This window comes from Roseimicrobium sp. ORNL1 (genome assembly GCF_011044495.1).
Taxonomy (GTDB): domain Bacteria; phylum Verrucomicrobiota; class Verrucomicrobiia; order Verrucomicrobiales; family Verrucomicrobiaceae; genus Roseimicrobium.
In genome coordinates this window covers 4509286-4531508 of sequence record NZ_CP049143.1, presented here as the reverse complement: position 1 = coordinate 4531508, position 22223 = coordinate 4509286, and the positions used below count along the sequence as shown (strand labels likewise).

17 protein-coding genes are annotated in these 22223 nt (G+C 59.1%); 5 read left to right on the top strand and 12 right to left on the bottom strand.

What is annotated here, in order from left to right; translation table 11 throughout:
- Positions 1–11: 11 nt before the first annotated feature.
- The 7 genes from G5S37_RS18385 to fabF form a co-directional block, all read right to left on the bottom strand.
- Entirely contained in the window at positions 12–440 is a 429-nt protein-coding gene (locus G5S37_RS18385) for a DUF5069 domain-containing protein (protein ID WP_165205915.1), read from the bottom strand.
- 11 nt (positions 441–451) lie between these two features.
- A complete protein-coding gene (locus G5S37_RS18380; protein WP_165205914.1) occupies positions 452–1660 on the bottom strand; it encodes a hypothetical protein in 1209 nt (402 codons plus the stop codon).
- Positions 1661–1681: 21 nt separating this feature from the next.
- Positions 1682–3607, bottom strand: coding sequence for an adenylate/guanylate cyclase domain-containing protein (locus G5S37_RS18375; RefSeq protein WP_165205913.1), 1926 nt, complete (start codon positions 3605–3607; stop codon positions 1682–1684).
- Positions 3608–3669: 62 nt separating this feature from the next.
- Positions 3670–4311, bottom strand: a complete 642-nt coding sequence (locus G5S37_RS18370) for a carboxypeptidase regulatory-like domain-containing protein (RefSeq protein WP_165205912.1) — start codon at positions 4309–4311, stop codon at positions 3670–3672.
- A gap of 65 nt (positions 4312–4376) precedes the next feature.
- Positions 4377–4778 carry an AraC family transcriptional regulator gene (locus G5S37_RS18365; RefSeq protein ID WP_165205911.1) on the bottom strand — a complete coding sequence of 134 codons (402 nt, stop codon included), beginning with the start codon at positions 4776–4778 and terminating at the stop codon, positions 4377–4379.
- 75 nt (positions 4779–4853) lie between these two features.
- The gene (locus G5S37_RS18360) at positions 4854–6278 is read right to left on the bottom strand and encodes an NAD(P)/FAD-dependent oxidoreductase (RefSeq protein WP_165205910.1); all 1425 of its coding nucleotides are present in this window, start codon (positions 6276–6278) and stop codon (positions 4854–4856) included.
- A 129-nt stretch (positions 6279–6407) separates the two neighbouring features.
- Positions 6408–7652: a beta-ketoacyl-ACP synthase II gene (gene fabF, locus G5S37_RS18355; protein WP_165205909.1), complete on the bottom strand. Its 1245-nt coding sequence runs from the start codon at positions 7650–7652 to the stop codon at positions 6408–6410.
- 476 nt (positions 7653–8128) lie between these two features.
- On the opposite strand from fabF, the gene clpB reads away from it, so the two are divergent.
- A complete protein-coding gene (gene clpB / locus G5S37_RS18350) occupies positions 8129–10702 on the top strand; it encodes an ATP-dependent chaperone ClpB (protein WP_165205908.1) in 2574 nt (857 codons plus the stop codon).
- Positions 10703–10876: 174 nt separating this feature from the next.
- Positions 10877–11824 (top strand): glycosyl hydrolase, encoded by a 948-nt coding sequence (locus G5S37_RS18345; protein ID WP_165205907.1) that lies wholly within the window; start codon positions 10877–10879, stop codon positions 11822–11824.
- Between the two features lie 72 nt (positions 11825–11896).
- Here the strand turns inward: G5S37_RS18345 and G5S37_RS18340 are convergent, their stop codons facing one another.
- Together G5S37_RS18340 and G5S37_RS18335 are read right to left on the bottom strand one after the other, a co-directional pair.
- The gene (locus G5S37_RS18340; protein WP_165205906.1) at positions 11897–12571 is read right to left on the bottom strand and encodes an energy transducer TonB; all 675 of its coding nucleotides are present in this window, start codon (positions 12569–12571) and stop codon (positions 11897–11899) included.
- A 53-nt stretch (positions 12572–12624) separates the two neighbouring features.
- Entirely contained in the window at positions 12625–13245 is a 621-nt protein-coding gene (locus G5S37_RS18335; RefSeq protein ID WP_165205905.1) for an energy transducer TonB, read from the bottom strand.
- 223 nt (positions 13246–13468) lie between these two features.
- Here G5S37_RS18335 and G5S37_RS18330 point away from each other — a divergent pair, with 223 nt between their 5' ends.
- Positions 13469–13885: a hypothetical protein gene (locus G5S37_RS18330; RefSeq protein ID WP_165205904.1), complete on the top strand. Its 417-nt coding sequence runs from the start codon at positions 13469–13471 to the stop codon at positions 13883–13885.
- Between the two features lie 36 nt (positions 13886–13921).
- Here the strand turns inward: G5S37_RS18330 and G5S37_RS18325 are convergent, their stop codons facing one another.
- Entirely contained in the window at positions 13922–15421 is a 1500-nt protein-coding gene (locus G5S37_RS18325; protein WP_206026046.1) for an FAD-dependent oxidoreductase, read from the bottom strand.
- A 196-nt stretch (positions 15422–15617) separates the two neighbouring features.
- On the opposite strand from G5S37_RS18325, the gene G5S37_RS18320 reads away from it, so the two are divergent.
- Both G5S37_RS18320 and G5S37_RS18315 read left to right on the top strand, forming a co-directional pair.
- Positions 15618–17522: a hypothetical protein gene (locus G5S37_RS18320; protein ID WP_165205903.1), complete on the top strand. Its 1905-nt coding sequence runs from the start codon at positions 15618–15620 to the stop codon at positions 17520–17522.
- 527 nt (positions 17523–18049) lie between these two features.
- Positions 18050–18892: a glycerophosphodiester phosphodiesterase family protein gene (locus G5S37_RS18315; RefSeq protein WP_165205902.1), complete on the top strand. Its 843-nt coding sequence runs from the start codon at positions 18050–18052 to the stop codon at positions 18890–18892.
- 508 nt (positions 18893–19400) lie between these two features.
- Here G5S37_RS18315 and G5S37_RS18310 read toward each other — a convergent pair.
- Positions 19401–19856, bottom strand: coding sequence for a transposase (locus G5S37_RS18310; RefSeq protein WP_165205901.1), 456 nt, complete (start codon positions 19854–19856; stop codon positions 19401–19403).
- Between the two features lie 164 nt (positions 19857–20020).
- The gene (locus G5S37_RS18305; RefSeq protein ID WP_165205900.1) at positions 20021–22204 is read right to left on the bottom strand and encodes a hypothetical protein; all 2184 of its coding nucleotides are present in this window, start codon (positions 22202–22204) and stop codon (positions 20021–20023) included.
- Positions 22205–22223: the final 19 nt, after the last annotated feature.

Genomic DNA, 22223 nt, shown 5'->3' with positions numbered 1-22223 from the left:
ACGCGGGGGAATCACTGCCTGCGCTTCTCATCCACCTCGTAGTAGTCAAAAAACGTCACCAAGTCCGTACGATGCGCCAGGCCGCTGCCGGCCTTGTAGGTTTCCAGTTCCTGCGTGGAGCCGTCATCCTCGTCACGCCAGCCGCGCTTTTCCATGAACTTGTTCCACACAAGAAGCTGCTCGTCCGTTAACGGTGCGCGCTGGGCATAGGCCCAGTCCAGAACCTCCTCATCGGTACCACCGGCGAGTACGCGCTCGCAGAAGGCGGCGTAGTCGATGCCCAGCAAGCGGCAGCATCGCCCATCAAAGCCACCGCCAAGATTCTCGAAGTAGTCCTCACGAAGCTGTCTTGCCGCCTTCAGACGAATCTTGTCCAGCATGCGGGCGAAATAGACGAGACCTTTGGTGCGATCATAGGCGCTGCGTGGGTAGGGCTTCATGGGAAAGGAAACTAGAACCTCACTGTCACCTGGGCCGCCAGCAGATGATCGGCATTCGCATTCTCACCACCTTCGCGGCCGTAGCTGTACTGCAGCTTCGTCTGCACATTGCGATTGAAACGATAACCTACAGCGAGATCTGCACGGTACAGATCACGATCCCACGATGTTGAGCCACCACGGCCATCACCCACATCATCGAAGAATTGCTGGTTCCATCGCGCGGCGAGAAAGAGGCTCTCGGTGAGCTTGTATTTTGCTTCAAGGAAGTAGCTGAGCGTATCTGCATCGCCCACGCGAGGCACTTCGAAGCGGGAGAGGATGAGTTCGCCCCAGAGCTCGAGGCGATGTCGCGCATAGCTCACATCGAAGCCGATGGTGTCCTGTGTGAAGTCCCCGCGATCCGTGCCAATTGGCAGGCTCAGGTCGCGATCCGGTTGCATGTAGGCGCCGGTGCTGAAGCTGGTGCCCAGATTCCAGGAAGCATTTGGTCGCCAGCCCACGCGTCCGGTGACGGTAGGTTCGTCGAACTCCGTGTCACTCGCCTGCCATGCTGCGGGTCGCGAGGAGAGGCTGGCACTTTTGATTTCAAAAGCGTAATCGAATTCCTCGATGCGGCCAAACACGGATGCACCATGCGCATAGGATGGCCCCCAGATGGGTACCAGCCATTCGCGCTTCTTGTCCGCCAGGTTCTTGCGATTGAGGAAAGCGCCACGCGTCAGCGGGGCGGCGAGGTCGGTGATGCCGATGACGTTCTCATAGGGCACGGGCGCATTGATGAACGGATTGTCCCAGGAGAGATGGCGAGGCACCCAATTGCCAAACACCGTGGAGAACTTTCCAACCTGGATATTCACCACGGGCGTATCGAGAGGCGTCCAGCGGACGAAGTATTCATCCAGGCGCGCATCGCCGTCTTCTGCCGCACCGGGATCAAAGCCGCGATCAAACCGCGCCTGCAGGGAGGCGAAGATATGGCTGCCAAAGTTCACATCCAGGAAGAGCGTGGCACGCGGATTGAAGAAAGCCTCGTCATCGCTGAAGAGCAGGCCGGGGGCAGGGGAGTCTGTGACATACAGCTCTGCATCCAGCGTGCCCCGGAGGCTCGCATGCACGGGTGAGTCTGCAGGCGTGAGATCAAATGCGAAGATGCCTCCGCTGAATGCGCACCATGTGGCCAGGGACAGCAAAGTATGAAAAGGTGAGCGCCGGTTCATGGGAGTGACGGGAGCGGAGAGTCAATGATGAAGCTTGGCCGTGCTGAGTCCGGTGGGGGGAGCACCCACTTCCTCGCTCATGGAAATCAATCTGTACGCAGCCATGGGAAGGCTGAAGCCTTTGAGCGGAAGCGGCTCGGTCGCCTGTACGGTGAAGCCTTCCGGGAGCTGTGCATAGGTGGTGTCGTCAATGAGCAGTTCGGCGCTGCTTGCCTTGGAGCACAGGCGGGAGGCGAGGTTCACACGCTCGCCCAGCACCGTGTAGTTCTGGCGGTCGTCGGAGCCCATCAGTCCTGCAACCACCTCGCCAGTGGCGACCCCGATGCCTACGTCAAATTTGTATTGCGAGGTTGTGTTGAGCCTGACGCGTTCCTCCATCATGCGCACGGCGCACTTCACGGCATGCAGCGCGTCGTTACCGTAGGACTTCGGTGCGCCGAAGACGGCCATGATGAGATCCCCCACGAACTTGTCCACCACGCCATAGTGCTGGTACACGATTCGGTTCATCGCACTCATGTGTTCATTGAGCATGGCGATGACTTCGGAGGGTGGCATGTTCTCCGTCAGTGCGGTGAAACCGCGGATATCACAGAAGAGCACACTCACCTGCCGCACTTCCCCTCCCAAGGGCAGGCGGCCATTGATGAGTTCCTCCGCCACCTGCTTGTCTGTTACTTGGGCGAGCACCGACTTGTACCGTTCCTTGAGGGCCAGTTCCTCGGCCATCTCATTGAAGGACTTGGCCAGCGTGCCGATTTCATCCCGGGTGGTCACGGGCACTTTCACCGTGTAGTCACCCTCTTGAATGCGGCGGGTGCCCTCCACGAGCTGCTCGATTGGCTTGCTGAAACCGTGCGAGATGAGGAAGATGAATCCGACCCCGATCAACAGTGCCACCACGCCAAATCCCAAGGCCTTGCTGCGCAGGTCCATTTGCTCCGCAAGTGCCTCGCTCATGGAGTAGAGACCCACCTGCACCGCGGGGGGAAAGAGTGATTCCGGATTCAGCACCTTGTAGATGAGCCGGTGCGGGACACCTTCGATGCTGATTACGTCCTTGCTGGAGAGGTCACTGTGCTGGAGCACATCCTTGATGCGCGAGGAAACGCTTTCGTGCACGTCGTCGGGAATGGTTTTGGAATAGACGCGTCCACCCAGCCAGATGCCGCTCTGCAGCGCCTTTTCGCTGAACTGGTACATGGCGGACTCGCCAAAGTCCCGCACCGGGAATCCCATGATGAGCGCGCCAATGGTTTCCCCTGAGCCCTGGTTGATGATGGGAGTCAGGATCACCTCCCGGAGCTGCGCGTTGTCTGTTTCCTTCCGCATGGGAAGGTAGCCGATCTCCTGTTCCTTCAGCACTTCCGAGGCCGCGTGCTCTTTGAAGATGGAAAAGACCTCTGTGCGATTCTTCAGGTCCGGCTTGAACATGAAGGTTGCCCGTTTCTTGTCCGGCACGAGGATCCGCCCCTCGGCATCGACGAGCGCGAGGTTGAAGAGATTGCTCTGGAAGCGATCCCGCTCCCGATCGCGCTGGGCGTTGGAACGGGCGGGCTGCTCCCGGCGCATGTTCTCACGCAGTTTGGTGAGGGCTGGATTCGTGGTTTCGGTGGCCTTCGCAAGAACTTCGATTTCGGTGCTAAGGTTGTCATAGACGAAGTCAGGGTCATTGTCCTCAATCGCGGTCTCAAGGGCGCTGGCGAGTCGCACGGACTTTCCCAGGGCTTCGCACTTGCGTACCAGGTCATTGAGCTGGCGGAGACGCACCTCGGAGAAGTAGGCGAGCTGTTGTTGAAACTGTTGCTCGAACTGGTGCTGGTAGGTGGTCTGCACCCGCTTGCTCGCCACATACAGTGTGGCCCCGGTGACTCCCGCCACCACCAGCGTCATTGCGACGATCAGCTTGGTGCGGAATGACGGGGAGCGGAGCTTCGGAAGGGGCATTGGAGGGGTGGGAGGGATACTGCGCCCGCGCGAGTCCGGAGGGAGTGTGGTGCGAGGTTGTGCTACTTCTTGAAGTCCACCTTGAGCACACCGGATTTCAGCGTCACTGGCTGTTGCAGCGTGGTCTTGTCATCCAACCACGCCTTCAGCACATAGTTGCCAGCAGGCAGTCCGGTGAGTTTGAATTTTCCCTCCGCGGTGGTGGTGGTGAAGTGGGGTGTGTCCACCACCACGATCACACCGCGCATGTGCTCGTGGATCTCGCAATAGAGACGCACGATGCCGGGCTTTTCGAAGACGAGCGCAGGCGGTGTCTCATCCTTGCGGTACCGCCCGAGGTCGAAGCGCTTGGTCTTGGAATAGCTGAACACGTTGTGGTAGTCGTCGTCGAAGTTGGGAAACGACACGCGCGTGCCCGTTTGTACCACAATCACACCGGGATCGAACTGGTACCCCTTCTGGCCGAAGGTCACGGTCTTGTTACCCGCACGGGATCCGAAGTTTCCCTCCAGATACACCACCGCGACCTGGCGGGGCGAGGGGGCTACGGAGCCAGCCTTCAATTGATACTTGGGCGAAGGGGGCGGGGACATGGCTGCGCCCGTGGCAGGCACGGTGCCTTCAATGGTTGCCTGGGCTGTCAGCCATTGCGGAATGATCGCCAGCGTCAGAGCCACAATCTGCCATGTCCATGGGGGGAGCATGGCCGCAGACTACTGGAAGCTGCATCCGGGCGCAACCATGGAGAAATGTCCACGCGCGGCTGCGTTCAGGCAATGGCCGGCAGTGCGTCTCCTGCCAGAGTGGCCTGCCTGTCCGCCGCCGTTTGCGTACGCGCCTCCGCACGGAAGGTGCTGGGGGTCCTGCCGCTCTCGCGCGTGAACCCCCGGACAAACGCGCTCATGCTGTGATAGCCCACCGCCAGCCCGATCTCGCCGATCATCATGTCGGTGGTGGAGAGAAGGTGTGATGCCAGGGTCGTTCTAAGTCGGCGCACATAGCCCGGAATGGTAACTCCATGACGCGAGTGAAACGCGCGGCTGAGTTGTGTGGGGCTCAGACCAACCTCCAGAGAGAGCGCGGTCAGACTGCGCGGTCTGTCAAACTCAAGGTCAAGGATGCGAGCAGCCTTGTCAGCGGCATCTTCATCTCGAACCTGCGTTTTTGACATCCAATATTTTGCCACGCCGTGGGGGGGAAGTCAATTCCCCTCCTCCTTGCGCCACTGGATGTCAGCCTCAGGGTTTTACCTGTTCACGCGCTTCGCCACACTCTCTGCGGCCCAGTAGCCGCACATGCCATGCACGCCCCCGCCGGGCGGCGTGGAGGCGGAGCAGAGGAAGATTTTGCTGTTCGGCGTGGCATACGGGTCGAACATTCCCACCGGGCGTGTGAAAAGCTGCCGCCAGTCGGTGACACCGCCGATGACATCGCCGCCGATGTAGTTCGGATTGTAGGCCTCCATTTCCGCGCAGTTCATGGTGTGATGTGCCATGATGCAGTCGCGGAATCCGGGGGCGAATCGCTCAATTTGCTTCGTGATGATCTCCAGCCGGTCCTCCGTGGAATTCGCCGGCACATGGCAGTAGGCCCAGACGACGTGCTTGCCTGCGGGAGCGCGTGTCGCGTCGTGGACGCTCGGCTGTGCGACCAGAACGAAGGGCGCGTCATTCAGCCTGCCTTCCCAGGCATCACGTTCGCTGGTGACCAGCTCAGCCATGTTGCCGCCCACGTGCACGGTGCCAGCCTTGCGGCACTCTTCATTGGCCCAGGGAATCGGTGCGTTGAGTGCGTAGTCCACCTTGAACACGCCCGGCCCGTGGCGGAAGCGCTCGAGCTTGCTGCGGTAGCTGGCCGGCAGTGCCTCGCCACAGATGCGCGAGACATTCTTGGGGCTCAGGTCAAAGAGATACGCCTTCGCCGGAGGCAGGTCTGCGAGAGACTTTACCGGTGTATCACACTGCACCTCACCACCGAGTGAGCGCAGCAGGCCCACCATGGCATCCGTGATGCGCTGGGAGCCACCCTCGGGAATCGGCCAGCCCACGGCATGCCCGCTGAGCTGGAGCACCACACCAATCGCCGAGGTCAGCGGCAGATGCAGCGCCATGATGGAGTGTGCCGCGCATCCGCCGAAGAGGGCGCGGCCTTCTTCCGTCGAGAAATACTTCGCGAACCATGTGGCTGGCAATCCTGCGCCCATGCCGAGCCTGGCCATGAGGTAGGGATGCTTGGGGAAACCTGCAGGTGCGAGCATGTCGCCGTAGAGTTCATGCGCGTACTCCACGAGTACCTTGAAGAACAGGCGGTACCTTGCCGCGTCCTTGCCGAGGGAGTTTGCTGTCTCGTCCAGTGAGCGATGCAGTACCGCCGCGCGTCCGCCCTCCAGTGGGTGCGCCAGTGGACGGTCCGGCTGAATCCAGTGCAGGCCATGCTTTTCCAGCTCCGGTCCAAGCGCACGCAGGTAGGGCGAGCCGAGCCCCATGGGATGCACCGCGGAGCACACATCGTGGCGGAAGCCGGGGAGCGTAAGCTCCTTTGTCCGCGTGCCACCACCCGTGGTGCTGGCCGTTTCGAGTACCAGCACCCTCCAACCCTTTTGCGCCAGACGAATCGCCGCCGCGAGCCCATTAGGGCCGGAGCCGATGATGATGGCGTCGTGGGAAGGCATACCAGTAAACAGTAGTCAGTGTTCAGTAATCAGAAGCTGCCATCCAACAAATCAAAGAGATGCTTTCAGTTCTGTTTACTGCTCACTGACCCACTGATTACTCAGTCTCCACCCGCCCGTAGGCCACCATCAGATCTTCGTCACCAGCACCGCCGCATTGTGTCCACCGAAGCCGAAGGAGTTGCTCAGCGCGGCAGTCACCTTCGCTTCGCGGGCCACGTTCGGCACCACGTCGAGGTCGACGGCAGGGTCCTGGTTTTCCACGTTGATGGTTGGAGGAATGATCTGGTCGCGGATGGCGAGGATGCTCGCGGCGAGTTCCACACCGCCGGCGGCACCGAGGAGGTGGCCGGTCATGGACTTCGTGGCGCTCACGAGGAGGCCGTTCGTCGCGTAGTCGCCGAAGGTCTTCTTGATGGCCTGCGTTTCGCACACGTCGCCCACCGGGGTGCTGGTGGCGTGCGCGTTTACGTAGGAGATCTGGTCGGCGTTCAGCTTGGCATGCTTCAGCGCCATGTTCATGCAGCGCGCTGCGCCGGAGCCATCGGGCAGGGGAGCGCTCAGGTGGTAGGCGTCCGCGCTCAGGCCGTAGCCGGCGAGCTCGCAATAGATGTGCGCACCGCGCTTCTTCGCGTGCTCATACTCTTCCAGGATCACCACGCCGGAGCCTTCGCCCATCACGAAGCCATCGCGGTCCTTGTCGAAGGGACGGCTGGCCTTTTCCGGTGCGTCGTTGCGGGTGCTCAGAGCCTTCATGTTGCCGAAGCCCGAGAGACCCATCGGCGAGATGCTTGCTTCCGCGCCACCGGCGACGATGACGTCCGCGTCGCCGAATTTGATGATGCGCCAAGCTTCACCGATGCAGTGGTTCGAAGTCGCACAGGCGGTCACGATGCACATGTTCGGCCCGAGGAAGCCGTACTCCATGGAGATCATCCCGCTGGCGATGTTGCTGATCATCATCGGGATGGTGAAAGGCGACACGCGGCTGGGGTGCTTCTTCAGCAGCAGCTCGTGGTTGTCTTCCAGCGTCATGAGGCCACCAATGCCGGAGCCGACCATCACGCCCACGCGGGTTACATCGAGCTTGTCTGGCTCCAGGCCGCTGTCTGCCACGGACATCTTGGCCGCGGCCATGGCGAGCTGGGTGAAGCGGTCGGCGCGACGCGCGTCCTTGAAGTCTGAGAAGTAGGGCTTCGGGTCAAAGCCTTTCGCCTCACCACCGAAATGCGTGCCGTATTCCGTGGTGTCAAAAGCCGTGATGTTCTGGATGCCGCTCTGGCCAGCTACAAGGTTCTTCCAAAATTCATCCTTGTTGTTCCCCACAGGGGTGACAACGCCAATTCCGGTGATGACAACGCGACGGTCGGACATGAGTAAAGTGGTGAGACTGAAGAATAGGGAGGGCGACAATCCACGAAACGGGGAGGCGGGCAAGGGGAAAACCACTGCCACGCGCTCCATCCCGTGATACGCGCCCACCCGCGTACGGGTGCGCGCGAGAAATCTCACCTGAGTCTGGCTTCAACTGGAAGGCGTTTTGCAACAGCGGTGCGACCAAGGCGCGTATGCTAGACGACTAGTAGAATAGGATGAACTCAGTCCGCATCCGACGGTTGTCGAGAGACAGGAGGCCCTCGCTCACTGTCGATGTCCCGGGCTTTCGCGTGACAAAATGGCATCTTGCCCACCGTCCGACTCTCGCGATTTTGCCGCTATTGGGTTATTGTGTCACACGTTCCTTGCGTAGGATTTCAGATTAATACGTTCATTTTCAATGGAGTGACGTATTGAAAATATCGGCATGCCAATTGCATGAGTAGAACCAGCATTCTCAATTTTCGCACTGCATGAATCCTGACCGTTTCACTCTCAAAATGCAGGAGGCCCTCGCCTCCGGACAATCCATCGCGGGCCGCTATGGGCACGCGGAACTCAAGCCTTCCCACGTCCTCCTTGCCCTCCTGGAGCAGACGGAAGGCGTGACCAAACCCCTCTTGGAGAAGGTGGGCGCCTCGCCTGCCAACCTCAAGTCTGCTGTGGAGGCACACCTCGCCAAGCAGCCAAAAGTTTCCGGCGGCGGTGGGCCGCAGCACATGAGCAGCGATCTCCGCGAGACCATGGCGAACGCGGAGAAGGAGCAACACGCGCTGAAGGACGACTACCTCAGCGTGGAGCACTTCCTCCTGGCGCTCACCAAGACGCGCACGGACATCGAAGGCGCGCTGAAGCAGGCCGGCCTGAAGCACGATACGCTGCTGCAGGCCCTCACCTCCGTGCGTGGCGCCCAGCGCGTGACGGACCAGGACCCGGAGGGCAAATATCAGACCCTTGAGAAATACGGCACCGATCTCACCGCGCGCGCCCGGCAGGGTAAAATCGACCCCGTGATTGGTCGCGACGAGGAAATCCGCCGCGTGATGCAGGTGCTCAGCCGCCGCAGTAAGAACAATCCCGTGCTCATCGGTGAGCCCGGCGTGGGGAAGACCGCCATCGTGGAGGGCCTCGCGCGCCGCATCGTGGCCGGTGACGTGCCGGATTCATTGAAGAACAAGCGCGTCATCAGCATGGACCTCGGCGGTATGCTCGCCGGCGCGAAGTATCGCGGCGAGTTCGAAGAGCGTCTGAAAGCTTTCCTCAAGGAAGTGACTTCCAGCGAAGGCCAGATCATTCTCTTCATCGACGAACTGCACACCATCGTGGGTGCGGGCAAGAGCGAGGGCGCGGTAGACGCGAGCAACCTGCTCAAGCCGCAGCTCGCCCGTGGGGAACTGCGCTGCGTCGGTGCGACCACGCTGGATGAGTATCGCAAATACATTGAGAAGGACGCCGCTCTCGAGCGCCGCTTTCAGCCGGTGTATGTCGGCGAGCCGAGTGTGGAGGACACCATCGCCATCCTGCGCGGCCTGAAGGAGCGCTATGAGGTGCATCATGGTGTGAGGATTCAGGATAGCGCCATCGTCGCCGCGGCGACGCTGAGCCATCGCTACATCAGCGATCGCTTCCTGCCGGACAAGGCCGTGGACCTCGTGGATGAAGCCGCGAGCCGTCTGAAGATCGAACTCGACTCCATGCCCACGGAGATCGACGTGCTGGAGCGCGCCATCATGCAGTATGAGATGGAGCGCCAGGTGCTGAAGAAGGAAACGGATCCCGGCAGCCGCGCGCACCTCGCGCGACTGGAGAAGGAGATTGCCGACCTCAAGGAAAAGAGCACCGGGCTCAAGGCCCAGTGGCAGAAGGAAAAGGAATCCGTGCAGGAGAGCCGCAAGGTGAAGGAGGAAGTCGATCGTCTGCGCACCGAACAGGAGCAGGCCCAGCGTCGTGGCGACTTCGCACGTGCCGGTGAGATCCAGTATGGACTCATCCCCGATCTTGAAAAGAAGCTCGCCGATGCCAGCAAGGCCGAGGCGCAGGGTGGTCGCACGCTCCTGCGTGAAGAGGTGACCGATGACGACATTGCCAAGGTTGTCGCAAGCTGGACGGGCATTCCCGTTTCACGCCTCCAGGAAGGTGAGCGCAGCAAGCTCACGCACATGGAGGAGCGTCTGCGCCATCGTGTCATCGGTCAGACGAGTGCCATCAGTGCCGTGTCCAACGCCGTGCGCCGTGCGCGTGCGGGGCTGCAGGATGAGAATCGCCCCATCGGCAGTTTCCTCTTCCTGGGACCCACGGGTGTAGGTAAGACGGAGCTGAGCAAGGCGCTCGCCGAGTTCCTCTTTGATGATGAGAATGCTATGACCCGTCTCGACATGAGCGAGTACATGGAGAAGCACAGCGTGGCTCGTCTCATTGGCGCGCCTCCTGGATATGTCGGTTATGAAGAAGGTGGCCAACTCACGGAGGCCGTGCGTCGCCGTCCGTACAGCGTGGTCCTTTTCGATGAAGTCGAGAAGGCGCACCCGGATGTCTTCAACACACTCCTGCAGGTGCTGGATGACGGACGCATCACGGATGGCCAGGGGCGCACCGTGGACTTCCGCAATACGGTCCTCATCATGACCAGCAACATCGGCAGCCAGTTTATCCAGAATGAGGAGAATGCCGAGCAGCGCGAAGCTTTGGTGAAAGATGCTCTGAAGCAATTCTTCCGTCCCGAGTTCCTGAACCGCGTGGATGAGATCATTATCTTCGATCGACTGCATGCGAAGGATCTCGACCAGATCGTGAAAATCCAGGTGCAGCGCGTGGTGGATCGCTTGAAGAAGCAGAACATCACCCTGCATCTCGCGGACGAGGCCGTGCGCAAGGTGGCAGATGAAGGCTATGACCCCGTCTTCGGCGCTCGTCCTCTGAAACGCGCCATCCAGAAACTCATCCTCGATCCGCTCTCACTAGACATGCTCGAAGGCAAATTCACCGACGGCTCCCAGGTGGAGGGACGCGTGAAGGACGGAAAGCTGGAGTTTGTGACCAAGGCATAAGTCGCTCGTGTTGATTTCTTCCACACGCCATTCCCATGGCGTGTGGAAGGCATTTTCCAGGGGTGACAAAGAACTCGACAGCCCTTGGCGTCGAGTCTAGTCACTGCGATGTTCCTGTTGAAAAAGGTGTGCCCCTCACTTGCCCGCAGTGTTACGAGCGTTGCCTGCGTGGCCATGACGCTCGCCTTCCTTCCGAAAGCTCAAGCCGATGAGCCGCTGCTGGGGGTGTATGGCGAGAACTCCATGGAGCGGGTGCTGGCTTTTGAGAAGTGGCTCGGGAGACCCGTGGATGTCATCCTGTGCACGATCGATTTCCACCAGTGGGAGAACTACCGCTACTCGGACTGGCTGAGCAACACCGTGTATGGCGCCAGGGGAAAGCGGCGACTGGTGTATGATGTGCCCATCATCATCAACGGCGCAAGCTACGCCGAGGCCAAGACTGGTGCCTATGATGAACACTGGAAGTGTCTCGCGGAGACGATCGTTGCCAACAATCCGGGCGACTATGAAATCGTGATCCGGCCCAGCCACGAAATGAATGGTGAGTGGTTCGCCTGGGGCGTAGGCGGTTCGCGAGAGGCGATGATCCCTGACTTCATCGCCTCCTGGCAGCGCTTTCACGGGGTATTCCGCGGAGTGCAGGGCGGGTCGAGGTTCCGGATGAGTTTCTCCGTTTCCGAAGGTGCCAGCGATCCACGTCCCATGTGGCCGGGTGATGCCTATGTGGATTTGGTAGGATATGATCTCTACTGGAAGCCCAAGAGCATGGGCGGTGAAGGTTGGGAAACCGAAGATCCTGTTGAGGCGTGGAAGCTGCGGGCGACGAACGGGTACAATGAGTGGTGCGTGAGTGGTATGCTGGCGTTTGCCAAGGCGAAGGGCAAACCCTTCCAAATCGACGAATGGGGTGTGTGGGGCCCGAATGCCGCGCCCTTTGTGGAAGGCATGGCCGCCTTTCTCAAGGAGCATGGCGTGCGCTCGCATACTTATTGGAACTCCAACTCGGGTTATCCGGGTGAGTTGGACTCGCGCGGTAATGAGTGGCCTAAAACCGTGGACGCTTTCAAGTCCGCATTTGGCAAGGCTACTCCGGTGAAGAAGCCTGCAGCGGAGCAGTGAGAGCTGAAGCGGCGCGACTTTCCCTTACGGTAATGTCATGACGCGGACGTAAGACGAGCTGCTTTACCAGATTCACGGGACGGCAGGCTTTTTATCAGCTGCCGTTCCCGTGGGTTTGTTGGAAGAGGTGCTATTCTGCTTGTCGTCTGAGCCCAGTCTGAAGATGAATGGCATCCGGTAGATCGCGGGCTTTCCTTTGGGATAGTGCCAGCGCGCTAGCACCCAGTTCTTGGTATACATATCGAGCTCATGGTTGCCGCTCGACTCACGGACTGCGGCATCCGTGACCTTGCCTTGGTCATCGACTGTGATGGCCATGACTACCGTTCCTTCCACGTGATTCGCGCGTGCTGTGGGAGGGTAGGGCGGTGCGGGAAATTTGACGCCTGGCTCACGTGGACCAATCACGAGTGGCACTTCCTCCACGTTCTCGTGTTGAGGCGGCTGCTTGCTGAAAAGGACCTTCCCGTCATGCGCCAGAAGACCCTCCTTGATGACGCGATAGCTTGTCTTGAAGGGGACGCCTTGTGCTGAAAGGGTCAGGTGCAGGTTGTTCTTTTCCCGCACATAAGTGCCCTGTGTCACGATGCCACTCACGGAGCGCGCAACCTCAGTCTCGGAAATCAAAGCGACACTCTCGTTCCCATTTTGGGAGCGGTAGACATGGCCTTCGACGTCCTTTGCAGTTGCGAGTCCGACGGTCGCTGCGAGGAGGCTGATGAGCAGGAAGGTGTGAAGTTTAGTCATCGGTGTTAAGCCAGATGCGTGTTGATGTCAGAGTGTTGGAAAACTACGCCGCATCATCTCTGGCCCGCCTTTTGGGATTGAGGTTGAAGTTCGGTCTGCGGACCTGAGGAGGTGTCCTTGTCAGCCGGCTTTAGTTTGAAGTGGACGGTCTGTTTGTGTGTAAGCGGTTTTCCCTTGGGGAAACGCCAGCGCTTCTTGATCCAATCTTGTATGTGCTTGTCCATTTCCGGCGAGCCAGACGATTCCAGCAGCTTGGTTCTGGAGATCATTCCTTTGTCATCCACGGTAAGTTCCACGACCAATCTTCCTCCTTCAACGCTTACGTGCTCCTCCGGCGAAGGAGGGGAGTGGGGAAACTCTTGAGCGAACTGAGGATCCACTTCCCGCATTCCCATCGAAGACCGCTTCCTCAACAGCACCTGACTTTGCTGTGAAACAAGACCCTGCTTTGTGATTCGGTAGACGGTGGTGAAACTCACGCCCTGCGCCGAAAGGGTCACGTGAAGCTCGTCCTTCGTCCGGGTATACGTTCCGGTGGTGGTTTGGTCGTTCGCGAAACGCTCGGCCTTGTCCTTGGAGACCAGAGTGATGGATTCCTTGCCATCCTTGGACTGGTAGACTTCTGGCGCGAATGCTTGGGGAGGCGCTGCGACGCAAGTGGTTGCGGCGAGCATGCAGACGAGTGCGATGGAGAAAAGCCTGCCCATGGGACGCAGATGGCAGCATGCAGATACCACCGTGTCAAGGCAAGGCGCCCATGGACCGGTTCATTTACTCGAAGCGCCGCATGCCGCGCTCCGACTTTCCCTTCATCTGATTAGAAAGGCACTTGCTTTCCCCCGGTGTCCTGCCTGTAATTGATGTTCGTTATCACGAATTTCCGCTCCCCCGCATTTCATGGCCCGCCGCGCAAAATCCCAGTTCACGCCTCTCCATCTTGTTGCAGTTCTCGCCGGTGTCGGCCTGCTGGCGTTCATCGGATTCAAGGTGCTCCAGGGGACGGGCGCCAGCACAGGGTTCGCGGATACCTCGGAGCTGGACCTGCGCGAGTACATGGAGAATTCCAACGCCCTCTCCAACAACACCTACCGCATCGAGGGCACCATCGAAGACCGCCTGGACAACTGGCGCTCCACCCAGGGCCGCCTCTTCAGTGTGCTCCTGGATGACGGCAAGGAGCGCGCCGCTGTGGGTGTGGTGGTGCCGGAGAAGTTCAACAGCACCAACATCCAGCGCGGGCAGCGGTTCAAGTTCAAGGTGACCGTCCAGTCCGGCACCGGCGTGCTGGAAGTGGTGGACCTCACCAAGGCCTAGTCCACCGAGGCAGACTACCGATAGCGTGGGAACGGCTCACGCTTTCTTCTGCGTGGCTGCGAGCGCACTGCTGACTTCGCTCCAGGCCACCTCGTGAGGCATGCGCTTCGTGCGGGCGGCGATGGCAGCCGTGACACCAGCGGCCTCACCCATGGCCACGGAGTTGCCCGTAACACGGTAACTGGCGTGTGCCACGAAGTCGCCACTGATGCAGCGCCCGGCCATCAGCAGTCCATCCACATCCTTCGCAATCAGGGCGCGCAGGGGAATGTCATACGCGTGGAACTTGAAGTCCGCATGCGTGATGGCCTTCTCGTCATTCGCCTCCTTGTCCAGCGCATGGATATCCACGCCGAAGGTGGCTCGCGTCACCGCGTCCTCATGGCGTGCGCCCTTGGCCAGGTCATCGCGATTCACCGTGTATCGTCCATGAATGCGCCGTCCATCTCGCACGCCAATCTGCTCCGGCGTCGCCACCACCTGCATGCCCTCCCAGGGGCCGCCGAGCTTCCGCAGGCCACGCACCACGGCGAAGACCTCCGCCCTCGCGCGCACCGTCGCTTCCGTGATGGCGGGGGCATCGAAGGCCTTGATACCGTACTCGTGATTGATCATCACCATCACCAGATTCTCCCGCACCTGGAAGAGCGTGGGCATGCCATAGGATGGCTTGAAGCCGGCGCGGGTGATTTCGTTCTTGAAGGCCTCCGTCGCCTGGTGATGCCAATCCCACATGCCCTTCCGATTCTCCGGCGTCACCTCGTAGAAGGAGATGAACTGCTTCAGCGCCGAGGCATCGCGCACCATGGCAAGCGTGTTCAGCGTCATCGGCTGACACGGACACTCCGCGCCGCCCTGGCCGATGTCCCATCCGCATTTCGCCATCGCGCCCAAGTCACCGTCGCCGGTGCAGTCGATGAATACCGGAGCGCGCCATGCCTGGCGGCCTGACTTGGACTCGGTGACCACGGTGGTGAGTTTCCGCCCGTCCCGGTACGCCGCAGCGAGGCGTGTGTGCAGGTGGAACTTCACCCCCGCTTCCACGCACATCTCCTCCAGCAGCACCTTCATTTCCTCCGGCTCATAGACGAACTGGTCCGGCAGCTTGCTCCGGCGTGCATCGCGCTCGTCCAGACGCTGGATGATCTCCTTCGTGATGCCCGGCTTGTTGAAGTCGAAGATGTATGTCAGCAGTCCCGCGGTCCACACCCCACCCAGGCAGCCGTGCACTTCAAAGAGGTGCGTCTTGGCGCCGGACCGCGCGGCGGCAAGGGCAGCGGCAATACCCGCCGGTCCCGCTCCGCACACAATCACGTCCGCCTCCTCCACCATCGGCAACTCTTGCGCTGGCTCCGCGAAGATGCCAGCCTTCACGGCAGCAGGGGAAGGGGAGACTTCTGCTCCGGCGAGCCACGGCGCTGCGGAGAGCGCCCCGGCTCCGGTCAGTGCGGCGCGCAGGAAGTGGCGACGACCCTGACCCTGGCCCGGATGAGACTCAGCATCTGAGGAGGACGAGGAAGCGTTGGGGGATGGCATGGAATGAAAAAGGAAGAGAGGATGAGGCGTGCCAGGGAAGGCAGACGGTGAGGTGCCTTGGCTTTCTTTTGAATGTAGTCCCTCGCGGCGTGGGTTGGACGGAGATTCGACAGAGGCGGCTTTTGGGCTCGGGCTATTTTCGCGGTGTCTCATCCCTTTCTTGTCAATTGTGGGTCAGCGATTATGCTTTTTTCTAATGAAGACCAAGCTGCTTCTGCTTCCCGCCGCGTGCTTCCTTTCCCCCCTGGCGCTCTCGCATGCCCAGATGCTGCCCAGCGGAGGAGGTGGTGGCGCGCCCGCGAGCCAGCCGGCCAGCAGCCCGCCACCCACGCAGTCTTCACAATCCTCCCAGCAGAACCCCATGCTCGGCACGACGCTCCCCTTCATGGATGTGGGGAATGAGACCGTGGCCTGGGACGGCAAGATGTGGAACGTGACGAACAACCGCATGTTCCGCGCGCGCCTGGAGAAATACCTCGCCTCGCCCACGGCAGATACACCGGAAGATGAGGAGTATCGGAAGGTGCTCGATGAAATCACCGCGCTGCTCGCGCCCACTCACAACGGGGGAAATCCCAGCCTGCCCGGCGCGGTCGCGCTCCTGCCCATCGCTGCCCAGCACAAGATTGATGCCAAGCTTTGCGATACCCTCGCGAATGCCATCTACGGAGTCTGGCTCTCGCAGAAGAACGTGGCCAGTCTCCGCGCCACCACCACGGAAATGGCCCGCCAGCGGAGCAACCGTCACTTCTTCGGCAAGCACACCACCGACCCCATGTCCGCCCAGCGCCCTGCGCCCGGCGGGAATAACCGTGGCGGCCAACAGCAGAACACGCCGCAGCAGGCCGCCTCGCAACTCGGCGATGTGGCCCAGTACACAAAGGACATCATCGAGCTCGAGGCCAAGATGAAGGCTGCCGAGCTCTCCATGGCCACCGCTCAGGTCACGGCCAAGGCGGAGTTCCAGGCCATCATCATCCAGTTCGCCATCCAGCGCCGCTTCGAGCATGTCGTGCTCGCCTGCCGCTTCTACCGCCACATCTTTGCGGACCCCTCCGGCATCTTGAATCTCAAGGAAGGTTCGGATGCGGAGAAGATGTTTGCCTCCAGCCTCGGCACCTCGCCCACCATCAGTGCGCTCGACTCGTTTGCGAACGAAGCTATCCGCGATGTGGATGAGGCGGTGCAGGCCTTCGATTATCTCGTGGAGCGTGGCGATATGGCCAGCGCCTCCCAGCGCATTTCAGAGGCCTTTATGGTAGGAGAGTATCTTCCCCGTGTGCGCCGTGTGCCCATCGAAAGGAAGATGAAGGTCCTCGACTTCACCCGCGACGGGAACCAGCTCGTCTCCGCCATGGAGATGAAGGACTACACGCTCGCGGAGACGCTTGTCACGAAGATGCGCGCGCTCGCGAAGGACTTCGACTACAGCAAGCCCACCGCTGCCATCGAGACCGCCAAGACCGTGAGCGACATGCACCTGAACAAGGCCAAGGTCGCCGCCATGCAGGGAGATCAGAAGGGCAGCACGGATGCCCTCACCCAGGCCGCCACCATCTGGCCCACCAATCCGAAGTTGAAGGAATTCACCAACATGATCGGCAACAACGCCGACGTGAAAACGCAGGCCGCGCTCGACCTCGACCGCCTGCTCAGCCAGCGCAACTACCGCCAGATCTACAACGACCAGGGCCGCTACCTCGCCGCCGTGATGGACGATCCGGCGCGCCAGGAGTCGCTCAAGAAGGTGCTCGTGGACATGAATAAGGTGAACCTCATCATCGCCGGCGCCACCAGCCGCTCGCAGGGCGGTGACATCGCCGGTGCGTGGGAGTCGATTGAGAAGGCCTATCTGGAATTCCCCGAAGATCCCGAAGTCGCCCGCCTCCGCTCCGACTTCAGCGTGAAGGCTACCGATTTCGTAGGCGCTCTGCAAAAGGCCAAGCAGCACGAAGACCGCCAGCAAACCGGCTCCGCCCTTGCGTGGTATCTGAAAGCCCGCACCCAATATCCCCCCAGCGAATTCGCCCGCGACGGCATCACCCGCCAGGTAGGCAAGCTCGGAGGCGGCGTCGTCGGCAACGGCATGACCGTGCCGTAAGGCAGGGAACGCTTTCGTGACCTATAGAGGGTCAAACGCAAAGCAGCTAAGCAGCAGGAACACAACGTAGAAGGCTTCTCCAGAAGCCTTTCACGCACGCACGTCTCCTGACGTAGCGCCCTCCAGCGCATCGCGCCGCATTCACCAAGGAGCGGCGACTTCAGTCGCTGATTGGGAGCTTGGAGCTTGGAGCTTGGAGCTTGGAGCTTGGAGCTTTATGCGCGCACATCCGCTGGCACCGTCCTAAAACGTGCCCAGCCCAAAACCCAATACCCCAAACGGCGACTGAAGTCGCCGCTCCTTGGGTACCACTCGCTCCGTTCACCTCAGTCTCCGAAGTTCCTCTGCGTCTCCGCGTCTCTGTGTTGAATCCAATGCAGCCCGCCCCGCCTGCCGTGGCTCCGGCCCTCCATCCCGTCTCCCCCAAATCCTCCCAACTCCCCTGATTCAACTCCACCTCCCACCACGTTCTTCTCAGGCATTCATCTCAAGCCTCACGCCCCAAGCTCCACGCCTCCGTTCCCCGCATGCTCCGCCTCGCCTTCCTCTCCCTCCTCACCCTGGCAGCCAGCCACCTCACGGCCCGCGCCTCCGAGCCCGTTCCCACCACCGGCCTCTACCAGGGCGTCCGCGTCATCGCCCATCGCGGTGCAGGATTCGAGTTCGATGAAAACACCGTCGAAGGCTGCAAGCACAGCTACGACAAAGGTATCCGCGGCTTCGAGGTGGACATCCGCCTCACCAAGGACAACCACCTCGTCCTCATGCACGACGCCGACACCGCCCGCACCACGAACGGCAAAGGCAAAATCGAAGACCTCACCCTCGCCGAGATCCAGGCCCTGCGCACCACCCGCAGCGGCGTCCCCGTGCCCTCAGTCACCGACCTCTTCACCTACTTCAAGGACAAGCCCGAGGTCCTGCTCCTCCTCGAGTTGAAGACCAAGGAGGAAAAGGTCTACACCGAAGACCGCCTCGCCATCTACTGCCGCCTCGTGGATGAAGCCACGCGCAAGCTCCTCCCAGCCGGCACCTACCACTTCACCTCCTTCGACAAGCGCTCCCTCACCACCATGAAGCGCCTCCAGCCCGACGTCCTCACCGGTCTCCTCACCAGCACCTTCCCCACACCCGAACTCATCGCCGAAGCCAAAGCCATCGGCAGCGGCCGCCTCTCCGTCTCCCTCGACGCCACCTCACGAAAGATGGCCCGCGAAGTCAAAGACGCCGGCCTTCAAGTCTCCCTCTGGCCTATCAAAAGCAAAGCCGACGCGGATTTGGCTGTGATGATGGGCGCGAACATTTTGTGCACGGACGTGCCGAGTGAGGTGTTGGGCGTGCAGGGCAACGCGAAGGACGTAGTGCCGTGAGGGAACAAAGGACCACGTGGCGTGGCGGTGCTTTTGGCAAATGTCATCTCGCAGCGTGACGGTTACGATTTTGTGGAACACCTTCGGCGTTCAAGCTTCTTCCGCAACCACCTGGGGTGGCGTCCGCTTCGCGGACTGACCCCAGGCTGGACAATGTTCAACACCTTCGGTGTAGGAGCTTCGATACGGGGGTGTCGTACGGTTTGAGCTGGTAATACTGTTGTGAAGATGGCGATGGGTCTTGGCGGGAGAGACGAGGCTTTGCCAAAGTGGCTCACGCTGCCCTCAGCGCGAACCGTGGCCGAATCCCTGATTCACCATCTCCCCAGCATCATAACCAAAGGAAGCTCCTACGCCGAAGGCGTTGCACATTGTCCAGCCCAAGGTCAGCTTGCGGAGCAAGCGCCACCTTGGGTAGCTGATAATGAAACTTGAACGCCGTAGGTGTTCCACAAACGGCTGCCATTGACTGGCATCGTTGCGTTGCTTTCCCGGGCGTCCACCCGCATCAATCCCACGCGTACCTCTCATCCAACTCCGCGCCGTACTTTTTGCACAATCGGCGGAACTCGTCCTGGAATCCGACCTTCCGGTGATGCTCCTCCTGATTCCGGATGTATTTGGCAAGCGCATCGATATGCGACGGGCTTACGGAAAACGCCCCATAACCCGCCTGCCACCGGAAATCCCGGAGGCTCCGGTTGGTGGTCTTGATCCACTTGGTGGTCTCGCGTTTCAAATCCCGCACGAACGCCGCTTGGGACAGGTTCTTGGACAACCGGCAAAACACATGCACATGATCCGCCACCCCGCCGATGACCACCGGCGGTGACTCCATGTTCTCACACGCTCCGGCCATGTACGCATGCGTCTCGTGCCGGAACGAGGCATCCGTGAGGAAGGTGGCACGCTCCTTCGTGGAGAACACGAAATGCTGGAAATCGCGGCTGATGGATTGGGACATTGTGAGCCGACTCTTTGTGGAACTCTTTCAGAGTTCAATAGATTTCTCCACCAAACCCAGGGTGGCGCCCGCTTCGCGTGCTTACCCTGGGCTGGACGATGTGCAACGCCTTCGGCGTAGGCGGAGTAGTTTGCCTTGCAGCACACCGCCACGTCCTGGGAGCATCAATTCATCGCCTTAACTTTTCCGTATAGCTTCTTCAAATGACCGGCAGACAAATCGAGGATGGGCTCGTACATGAACGAGTTGAGGTGAATGTTCTCGGGTGTCATCAAGTTCACCTGCTCAACGAGCTGAATATTGTCACGCTCAGTTGGAAAGTTGTTCTTGAATCGCTTGATGAGTGCGATGGTTTGGTTGGCTGTAATGGCCTGGACAAAAATGGGATCATTGATTTTTCTAATCATGAACTCTTCAGCCTTCAGCCGAATTGCCATTGATAGTACAACCTTGTCTTCTAGCTGGGGAACTTCGTTTGGATCGTTGGAAAGTATATCTGCGACATCATGTATTAGCTCCAGAATGGGTTTGTTTGGCGGTAGCAGTTGTAGCGTGCTACAGTCTTTGAGAATATTCTTAACTATACCCTCCAGCGTAGACTTGGTTATCGCCTGAGTATCACTTTTGAGGTGGAGCAAGGATGTCAACGTGTCGAAGTTCGGGTCGTCGCCCGAATATTCAGCCAAATTCCTGAGAAAGGGGATTGCGGCAATCAGCATTGAATCATTTTTGTCGAGATTCTGTCGCCAATGGGCAAATGGCGATTTCTGATATTTTTCAGCCTGCAGCTCCACGCCGCCATTTGCTTTGCTTGCTAGCATGCGGCTATTGCGCTTCAATGCAAGCCTTCCGGAGACTGTGCGGTAGAAATCGAAATTGTGGCTAAAGATGAGTTGGGAGAAATTGGCGTCTTCGCTCACCTCTTTGAGATACTCTACAATTGCGTACTTGTTCTTATAATCGAATGAATCCGCTATATCATCAACAATGAATAGGGTTTCTTGCCCAGAGGTTCTTCGAGCTTCAACTTCGAAAATGATGTTGAGTAGATATAAGGCTCGTTTCTCGCCATTGCTCAGCACCTGCCGAAGGACGCCTTCTTCAACGCCAACGGATTCAGAGTCCCTGTCGTCAGAGTCATCTAAAAAATCAAATGAGATAACTGGTGCAACACTTTTTAAAATGACATCAACCTGATTGTCCATTCGCACGACAAAGGGAACTGAAAACCGCTCGTTAAAAATATGAATGACTTGTGCCCAGCGAGTTCTTTCATTGCCAGCCTCCTCCACAATTTCTGCGATTTTTGCCTTTCCCTCATTGTAAACGCGAAGCACTTCTTCAAACTGTTCTTTGGCTTTGATGAGATATGCGACCCAGAGCTTCTGTTTTAACCTCTCTGGATTTGAGAGTTCCGCTACTATTGCCGGATGCTGCTCCAAGCATGCTCTGAACTTCTTGAGTTCAACATTCTTGGTGAGCTGTTTGTCAATTTTCTCGAAGGCGTTCTTAAGCTTTTCGTCGGTAAGAATTCTATCTTTTTCAGACTGAATGGCTTTTTCGAGCTCCGTAAGAGTGCTTACTTCTTTCTTTTCCCCGTCAACGCGTAAGTATACGGAGTGATCTGCCTTGAAAAAGCCGTTGGCACTCAAAGCCTTCGCGACGTCGGCAGCGTTGTTGTGGGTAAAGACGCCCTTTCTGAAAAAGGTCGATCTCGTCAAAAGTTCGTCATACTTTTTAACGTAGTTTTCAACTGAGTTGCGGAACTCAGGATCGTTGAGAATTGCTTCGACCTTGGGATTGAAGATGTCTGAATAAACTACATCGCCGAGAGTTGAATCGGTGCCCTCAAGAACTTCCTCTTTGATTCGTACGAGTGCGCGGAAGAAGTCGTTGCGATCATGAGTGATTGAAACAGCGAGGCTCTCCTTAATGGAGCTTTTGAGGCCAGTTCTTGGTTTGAGCGCATCGACTAACAATTCAGTTTTCTCATCGATGATCGCGTGAACCTCGAGGTATCTCCTCCGAAGGGTCTCATTGACGAGCAATGTGGACAAGCGATCGGACCTGTAAGCTTCATTGTATGGTTCAATGACAAATACGGCCTCCTTCGGTAGTTCGGCGCCGGTTTCATCAGTGATAATCCTTTTCGTGGCTTTTTGTGGCCAGATACGGTCTGACGATTGTTCGCCTTTCGCAAGGTCTCCAAAGGTGTTGGCGAGTGATGTTTTCATCACACCGTTTGGAGCATAGATGGTGAAAACTCTGCCGTTTGCCGAGAAATCAAAGTCGGCCTTCAACTTTTTGATGCCGTAGCAGTTTTCGAGATCAATATGAAGCTTCTTCATTAGGACAATTCTTGGCTGG

What these genes read in the sequence shown, in the direction of transcription:
- G5S37_RS18385 (WP_165205915.1), bottom strand. Translation starts at nt 440, where the DNA reads ATGAAGCCCTACCCACGCAGCGCCTATGATCGCACCAAAGGTCTCGTC.
- G5S37_RS18380 (WP_165205914.1), bottom strand. Translation starts at nt 1,660, where the DNA reads ATGAACCGGCGCTCACCTTTTCATACTTTGCTGTCCCTGGCCACATGG.
- G5S37_RS18375 (WP_165205913.1), bottom strand. Translation starts at nt 3,607, where the DNA reads ATGCCCCTTCCGAAGCTCCGCTCCCCGTCATTCCGCACCAAGCTGATC.
- G5S37_RS18370 (WP_165205912.1), bottom strand. Translation starts at nt 4,311, where the DNA reads ATGCTCCCCCCATGGACATGGCAGATTGTGGCTCTGACGCTGGCGATC.
- G5S37_RS18365 (WP_165205911.1), bottom strand. Translation starts at nt 4,778, where the DNA reads ATGTCAAAAACGCAGGTTCGAGATGAAGATGCCGCTGACAAGGCTGCT.
- G5S37_RS18360 (WP_165205910.1), bottom strand. Translation starts at nt 6,278, where the DNA reads ATGCCTTCCCACGACGCCATCATCATCGGCTCCGGCCCTAATGGGCTC.
- fabF (WP_165205909.1), bottom strand. Translation starts at nt 7,652, where the DNA reads ATGTCCGACCGTCGCGTTGTCATCACCGGAATTGGCGTTGTCACCCCT.
- clpB (WP_165205908.1), top strand. Translation starts at nt 8,129, where the DNA reads ATGAATCCTGACCGTTTCACTCTCAAAATGCAGGAGGCCCTCGCCTCC.
- G5S37_RS18345 (WP_165205907.1), top strand. Translation starts at nt 10,877, where the DNA reads ATGACGCTCGCCTTCCTTCCGAAAGCTCAAGCCGATGAGCCGCTGCTG.
- G5S37_RS18340 (WP_165205906.1), bottom strand. Translation starts at nt 12,571, where the DNA reads ATGACTAAACTTCACACCTTCCTGCTCATCAGCCTCCTCGCAGCGACC.
- G5S37_RS18335 (WP_165205905.1), bottom strand. Translation starts at nt 13,245, where the DNA reads ATGCTCGCCGCAACCACTTGCGTCGCAGCGCCTCCCCAAGCATTCGCG.
- G5S37_RS18330 (WP_165205904.1), top strand. Translation starts at nt 13,469, where the DNA reads ATGGCCCGCCGCGCAAAATCCCAGTTCACGCCTCTCCATCTTGTTGCA.
- G5S37_RS18325 (WP_206026046.1), bottom strand. Translation starts at nt 15,421, where the DNA reads ATGCCATCCCCCAACGCTTCCTCGTCCTCCTCAGATGCTGAGTCTCAT.
- G5S37_RS18320 (WP_165205903.1), top strand. Translation starts at nt 15,618, where the DNA reads ATGAAGACCAAGCTGCTTCTGCTTCCCGCCGCGTGCTTCCTTTCCCCC.
- G5S37_RS18315 (WP_165205902.1), top strand. Translation starts at nt 18,050, where the DNA reads ATGCTCCGCCTCGCCTTCCTCTCCCTCCTCACCCTGGCAGCCAGCCAC.
- G5S37_RS18310 (WP_165205901.1), bottom strand. Translation starts at nt 19,856, where the DNA reads ATGTCCCAATCCATCAGCCGCGATTTCCAGCATTTCGTGTTCTCCACG.
- G5S37_RS18305 (WP_165205900.1), bottom strand. Translation starts at nt 22,204, where the DNA reads ATGAAGAAGCTTCATATTGATCTCGAAAACTGCTACGGCATCAAAAAG.